The 6,011-nt window shown below is 71.9% G+C and carries 5 protein-coding genes and 1 pseudogene; 3 read left to right on the top strand and 3 right to left on the bottom strand.

The window, feature by feature from the left end; translation table 11 throughout:
• A pseudogene (locus tag ACTUAL_RS20350) lies at positions 1 to 941 on the top strand (hypothetical protein); the annotation flags it as partial.
• Between the two features lie 75 nt (positions 942 to 1,016).
• The gene (locus tag ACTUAL_RS20345; RefSeq protein ID WP_440901371.1) at positions 1,017 to 1,652 is read left to right on the top strand and encodes a hypothetical protein; all 636 of its coding nucleotides are present in this window, start codon (positions 1,017 to 1,019) and stop codon (positions 1,650 to 1,652) included.
• 3 nt (positions 1,653 to 1,655) lie between these two features.
• On the opposite strand, the gene ACTUAL_RS20340 is transcribed toward ACTUAL_RS20345, so the two are convergent.
• Both ACTUAL_RS20340 and ACTUAL_RS20335 read right to left on the bottom strand, forming a co-directional pair.
• Positions 1,656 to 2,942, bottom strand: a complete 1,287-nt coding sequence (locus ACTUAL_RS20340; RefSeq protein WP_440901370.1) for a hypothetical protein — start codon at positions 2,940 to 2,942, stop codon at positions 1,656 to 1,658.
• Between the two features lie 83 nt (positions 2,943 to 3,025).
• A complete protein-coding gene (locus ACTUAL_RS20335; RefSeq protein ID WP_440901369.1) occupies positions 3,026 to 3,424 on the bottom strand; it encodes a MerR family transcriptional regulator in 399 nt (132 codons plus the stop codon).
• A 194-nt stretch (positions 3,425 to 3,618) separates the two neighbouring features.
• On the opposite strand from ACTUAL_RS20335, the gene ACTUAL_RS20330 reads away from it, so the two are divergent.
• Positions 3,619 to 4,749 carry a sporulation protein gene (locus tag ACTUAL_RS20330; RefSeq protein WP_440901368.1) on the top strand — a complete coding sequence of 377 codons (1,131 nt, stop codon included), beginning with the start codon at positions 3,619 to 3,621 and terminating at the stop codon, positions 4,747 to 4,749.
• Positions 4,750 to 4,798: 49 nt separating this feature from the next.
• Here ACTUAL_RS20330 and ACTUAL_RS20325 read toward each other — a convergent pair whose 3' ends face one another.
• Positions 4,799 to 5,623, bottom strand: a complete 825-nt coding sequence (locus ACTUAL_RS20325) for a nitroreductase/quinone reductase family protein (RefSeq protein ID WP_440901367.1) — start codon at positions 5,621 to 5,623, stop codon at positions 4,799 to 4,801.
• Positions 5,624 to 6,011 lie beyond the last annotated feature (388 nt).

Raw genomic sequence — 6,011 nt, 5'->3', positions numbered from 1 at the left:
TGCTGCGCGAGGTGCGGCCGGACTCCTCGCCGACGGCGGTCGTCGCCGCGCCCGCCGGGCCGACGGTGATCGCCGAGCCCGCCGCGGAGGCACTGCCCGCCGAGGCCGCCGCGGGCGCGGCGGCGGGGGCAGCCGCGGTCGCAGCCGCCGCCGACATCGCCCAGTCCACCCCGCAGCCGACCAAGGTCGACGACCTGGCGGCGGCGGCCCCCGCGGAGCCGGAGCGGGCGGCGGAGCCGGAGCAGCGCCACCCCCCGACCGTCGTGGACGAGCCCGCGACGGCGCTCACCCCGGCGCCGCCCACCCCGTACGTGCCGCCGTGCCCCCAGTACCGGACCCAGCCGGACCAGCCGGAGGAGGAGGGCGGCGGGCGCAAGGTGCTGCCGATCGTGGCGCTCGCGCTGGCCACGCTGGTCATCGCCACCCTGGTCACCTACCTGGTGAACCAGTCCGGCCAGGACGACCAGGCGGTCACCCCGCCCCCGCAGACCACGGTCACCACCGAGGTGACCGGCGGCGAGCAGCCCGGCGGCCAGGACACCGGCGCGGGCGGGCAGAAGCCGACCAGCGACACCCCGACCCCCTCGTCCGCCCCGAGCTCGCCCGCGCCGTCGACGCAGACGAGCACCCAGGAGCAACCGCCCCCGCCGCAGAGCGTGCCGGTGGAGCAGGGGCTGAGGGACTACTACTCGCTGCTGCCGGGCAACACCGAGGCCGGGTACGCGAGGCTGACGGACAACTTCAAGGCGGGCCGCGCGGGCACCTACCAGGGGTACGCCGGGTTCTGGCAGACGATCAGCTCGGTGTCGCTGAGCGACGTGCAGGTCCTCGGCCCGAACCAGGTGCGCGCGACCGTGGTCTACAACGGCGGTTCGCGCGAGACGAACACCTTCACCCTGGTCCAGTCGAACGGGCAGTGGCTGATCGACGGCCAGTCGTAGCGGTCACGGGGCGCTGCCCCCGACCCGGCGTTTCGCCACCCCGCGCCGGGTCGGGCGTCACTAGCATCGGTGACCGTGGGCTTCGACCTGGCGGCGTGGCGGGAAACCGCGCCGATCACCGCCGAGGCCGCGCTGGAGAGGTACCGGGACCTCGCGGCGCGGTCCCCGGCCGATGCGGTGGAACCGGAGCTCAAGGGGTTCCTGGAGGAGCTGGGGAGCGCGTTCGCCGGGGCGGTGGCGCCGTGGGCGCAGGAGCCGAGCGCGCGCGGCGGCGTGGTCGTGATGACGGCCCGGTGGTCGCAGAGCGCTCGGGTGCACGCGGTGGTGCGGGAGTTGGCGCGGCGGCACGGGCTGGTGTGCTTCGACCCCCAGGAGCGGCAGGTGCTGCACCCGTGGGTGACGCTGTCGCTGTCGGACGGGACCCGCATCGAGAACCCGGACGCGGAGCGCATCGCGGCGGCGCTGGGGAGTTTGTCGCGGAGCAGGTACTACGCGATCCTGGAGCGCGCGGAGCAGGACTACGTGCAGGTGGGGTACGCGGGGGGCTTCGGGGCGGTGAGCTACGCGCTGGAGCGCAGGGAGGGGTCGGCGGACCGGCACTACCGCTGCGAGCTGCCGGACCTGGCGCGGGTGACGCGCGCGTTCGAGGCGTTCGCGGCGGGGGAGGACGGGTGGGCGGCGGGGTTCGAGTGGTACCGGGTGGAGTTCTGAGGGTCAGCCCTCCGGTTCGAGCAGGCCCCTGACCACGTCCGGGAACCGGTCGGCGCCGTCGTCCCACATGAGCACCTCGACCGGCCCGGTCCGCTTGCCCACCAGCAGTCGCCTCGGCGGGGCTTCAGCCTGGTCGCCCGGCAGGACCAGCAGGAGCGGAGCTGCGCCGGGACTCCTGTCCAGCGCGCGGGAGAGGCTTTCTTTGTTCCTCCGCGCGAGCACCTCCACCAGGATCTGCCGGTCGTTCTTCTCGACGAGTGCGTCGACGCGCTCCCCGCTCGCCAAGCGCGCGTCCAGGGAAACCTGCCAGCCGTGCTGCTTCGCCAATTTTTTCAGCGTCTCCAGGGTGTGCCCTTCGAAGGCGACGGCAGCGACCGGGCGGAGCATTTCCAAAGCCGACAGCAGGATCTTCCCCCTGCTCTGCACCGCTTTGCTGTCCGAATCCGAGAGGGTCGCTCCCGCACTGACCCTGGCGACGGAATCCGACAGCGCGCGCAGGGCTCGTGCCACATCTTGTTCGAGGACGCCGCGCCGCTCCAGCACGGAGATCAAGTGCTCGGTCGTCTGCCTGGTTCTTCTCGTGCTCATCCCGGCCAGTGATCTGAGCACGATGTGCACCTGGTGCCACAGCGTGAACAGGTCGTCGGGGCGGGGGAGCGGAATGGCCGGTATGGGGGTGATCTCCTCCCGGTTGTCGGGTTTGCCGACGACCTCGTCGCTCTCCGGCGAATCGGTCACGAACTTGCTCGCGGACCCCCGCGTCCCGTCCACGACCGCCGTCATCTGGTCGGCGACCTGGGTCTCTTCGAGCGCGTCGGCGGCACGCAGCGCGGGTGGCAGGATCATCCTGGTCCACAGGTAGCCGGTCAGGAATCCCAGAGGGGTGAAGAAGGCCACCACGCCGCCTGCCGCCACCGCGCTCCCCGGCCCGCCCCCCATGGCTTCGCCCACGGTCCTGCTCAAGCCGCCGAACCACGTTCCCAGGCTGCCCAGCTCGATCAGGCCCACGCCGATGAGCATCTTCGTCAACCAGTCGGACACCTGTTCCAGGTTGGTGTTCACCGCGTACCCCGCTGTGGAGTTCGCCGAGTCTTCCACTCTCCTTGGAATTCCGAAGAGGAATCCCGCCAAGGCGCTGAGCAGCATCGCCGCCCATCCGACGAGCAGGCACAGGGCCGCCGGTCTTAATGCGCTCCAGACGTGCGAAGCGCCGTAGAGCGCAATCACCGCCAGGCTGGCTGCGAGCGCCCCTGACAACACCCAGAACATAGTTCTGTGGCGCTTGGTCAAGTCGGAAGCTGAAACCATCGATTCCTCCCGCTGGGGAGTTCGTGGCCAGCACGCGCGTTGTTACAGCAAGAGCGGTCGAGAGCTCACGGCAGCAGCAGATCCGGCGGGATCTGGAGCGCGATCGTGATCAGCGACTGCACCCGCCCCGCGATCACCGCCAGCAACCCCTGCAACTCCGGCGCCGCAGCGTCCGCCGCCCCCTTCAGCAGGTCCAGGTCCGCCCCGATCCGCTCCAGCGCCCCCGTCACGTCCGCCTCCCCGGAGGTCATCGCCTTCGCGATCTCCTCCAGCGGCAGCCCGCCCGCCTCCAGCTCCTTCACCAGCGCGATCACGTCCGCGTCCTGCTCCCGGTACAGCCGGTAGTTCCCCCCGGACCGCCCGGCGGGCGCCAGCAGCCCCAGGTTCGTGTAGTGGTCGACGGTCCGGGGACTCACGCCGGCCTTCGCCGCCAGCTCGCCGATCCTGATCAACGCCTCGGTCACCGCGCCACACCACCTTCCGCCCGTGCCCGCGCCCGTGCCCACGACAGTCAACACGCAAACCATACAGTGCCACGTGCTACTGTCACGTTCAGTGCCCGTCTCGACCGATTTGCGTGGTCACCGCAGCACGATCCCGGCACGACCGCACCACCGGCACGACCCCCACCTCATCCTTCCCAACGGAGGAAAACCTGATGTTCAAGCGGATGCTGAGCGCCTTCGGCGTCGGCGGCCCGTCGGTCGACACCGTGCTGGACTCCCCGCACGCCGCGCCCGGCCAGCTGATCAGCGGCCAGGTGCGCATCCAGGGCGGCAGCTCCGAGGCGGTCATCGACCAGGTCGTGCTGTCCCTGGTGACCCGCGTCGAGGTCGAGCGGCACGACGACGAGTACTCGGGCGTCGCCGAGTTCCTGCGGGTCGCGGTCGCCCACAACGTGCGCGTCGCCGCGAACCAGCCGCTCTCCGTGCCGTTCCAGATCCCGGTGCCGTGGGAGACCCCGATCACCGCCGTCGGCGGCGCGCCGCTGCCCGGCGTGTCCGTGGGCGTGCGCACCGAGCTGGTCATCGCGGGCGCCCCCGACAAGGGCGACCTCGACCCGGTGCTGATCTCCCCGCTGCCCTCGCAGGACCGCGTGCTCCAGGCGTTCGGGCAGCTCGGCTTCCAGTTCCGCAAGGCGGACGTCGAGGCGGGCCGCATCCACGGCGTCAACCAGGAGCTCGGCTTCTACCAGGAGCTGGAGTTCTTCCCGCCGCAGCAGTTCGCGGGCCGGGTCAACGAGGTCGAGCTGACCTTCGTCGCCAACCCGCACGAGCTCGTCGTGGTCCTGGAGGCCGACAAGCGCGGCGGCGTGTTCAGCTCCGGCGGCGACGCGTTCGGGCGCTTCCACGTGTCGCACAACGACGCCATGCACACCGACTGGGCGTCCGCCATCGGGCAGTGGCTCACCCAGGTGGTCGAGCGCGGTGGTCACGGCGCGTTCGGCGGTCAGCCCGGTTACGGCGCGAACCCGGCGTTCGGCGGCAACCCCGCGTTCGGCGGCCAGCCCGGCTACGGGCAGCCCGCGTACGGCCAGCCCGGCGGTTACGGGCAGCCCGGCTACGGCCAGCCCGGCGCCTACGGCCAGCCCGGCTACGGCGGTCAGCCCGCCTACGGCTACGACCAGCACCACCACCAGGAGCGCCGCGGCCCCGGCATGGGCGCGGTCGTCGGCGGCGTCGCGGCGGGCGTCGTCGGCGGCATGATCCTCAACGAGGTCCTCGACGAGGTCGGCGACTCGTTCGAGGACGAGGGCGAGGACTTCGCGGGCGGCTTCGACGAGGAGTGACCCACCTCCCGCCGTCCCGCCGGAGCACCCGGAGGGACGGCGGGAAACCTCACCCCAGCAACGGGATCAGGTTCTCCTCCTCGTACCGCAGGTGCGCCTCCAGCTCCTCCGCGAGCCGGTCCACCTCGTCCGCCACCCCCGCGCCGCCGCCCGCGAGCACCTCCTTGAGCCGCGCCAGCAGCGCCGCGATCGCCTCGTGCTCGCGCGCCAACCGGTCCAGCACCGGCTCCAGCTCCGGGTACCGGTGCCGCAGGTGCGGGAACAGCATCAGGTCCTCACCGGTGTGGTGGTTGTGCAACCCCGCGCACACGGTCAGGCAGTTCACCCGCAACTGCGCGCCGAGCGTCCCACCCGAAGCCCGGATCTCCTTGCGCACCAACGACAACTCGCGCCGGAACGCGTCGTGCACGGCCAGCAGCGCGCCACCCATCGACTTCTCGTTCGGCGTCGGCGGCCCCGGCACCGGGTTGAGCGCCACCACCGGCAGCACCCGCGTCGTCTTCTCCTGGTACGCGCCCCACCCCGGATCGGCCTCCACGGCCCGCGCGAACATCCGCTCCCGCTCCTCGCCGCGCAGCACCTCCGCGTCCGCCTCGTAGGTGAAGGTCCCGTCCTCCACGGTCACCCTGGGGTTGGCCACCAGGTTCAGGTACCAGTCGGGGTGCTTGGGCGCCCCGCCCGCCGACGCGATCACGAGCACCCGCTCCACGTCCGGCAGGTAGCCCACGGGATTGGTGTGCTTGGCGCCGGTGCGCGCGCCGGTGGTGGTGAGCAGCAGCAGCCTGCCGCCCTCGAACATGCCGCCGACGCGCCCGGCGTTGGCCCGGAACTCGTCGATCACCTGCTGGTTGAACTGCTTGAAGGCATCGCTCATTCGTTCTCTCCAAAGGTTTTCCGGGCAGGCCGAGGACACCGGCGGCGTCGGGCGTGCCTCGGTGGGAGGTGGTTCAGAGGGCGCGTCGGGACGACCGGTCGGCGCGGACCGGTGGCGAGGACGCGAGTGGCGCGGCGCTCAGGCGTCGCGAAAACCCGACCCGGCAGCGGAAAACGGCGCGCTGAAGCCAAAAAAGGGCGCGCGGAACCCGTGCACGGTCGTCAGGGGGAGGAGAACCCGGTTGCGGCGGACCACGGGCCCGCCCGGCGATCAAGCCTGGGCCGGGAGCCCGTCTCGGTAGTGGCCAGAAGCGGCCGACCCGGCAGTCACGGGCGTGAGACTAGCCCCAGCGGGCCCTCGGCGGCAAGCGGGGTGAACCCCCGGTGGC

Source organism: Actinosynnema sp. (genome assembly GCF_052038725.1).
The sequence above is the reverse complement of the archived record's forward strand: the minus strand, read 5'-3'. Positions and strand labels throughout refer to the sequence as shown.

What these genes read in the sequence shown, in the direction of transcription:
- ACTUAL_RS20325 (WP_440901367.1), bottom strand. Translation starts at nt 5,623, where the DNA reads ATGAGCGATGCCTTCAAGCAGTTCAACCAGCAGGTGATCGACGAGTTC.
- ACTUAL_RS20330 (WP_440901368.1), top strand. Translation starts at nt 3,619, where the DNA reads ATGTTCAAGCGGATGCTGAGCGCCTTCGGCGTCGGCGGCCCGTCGGTC.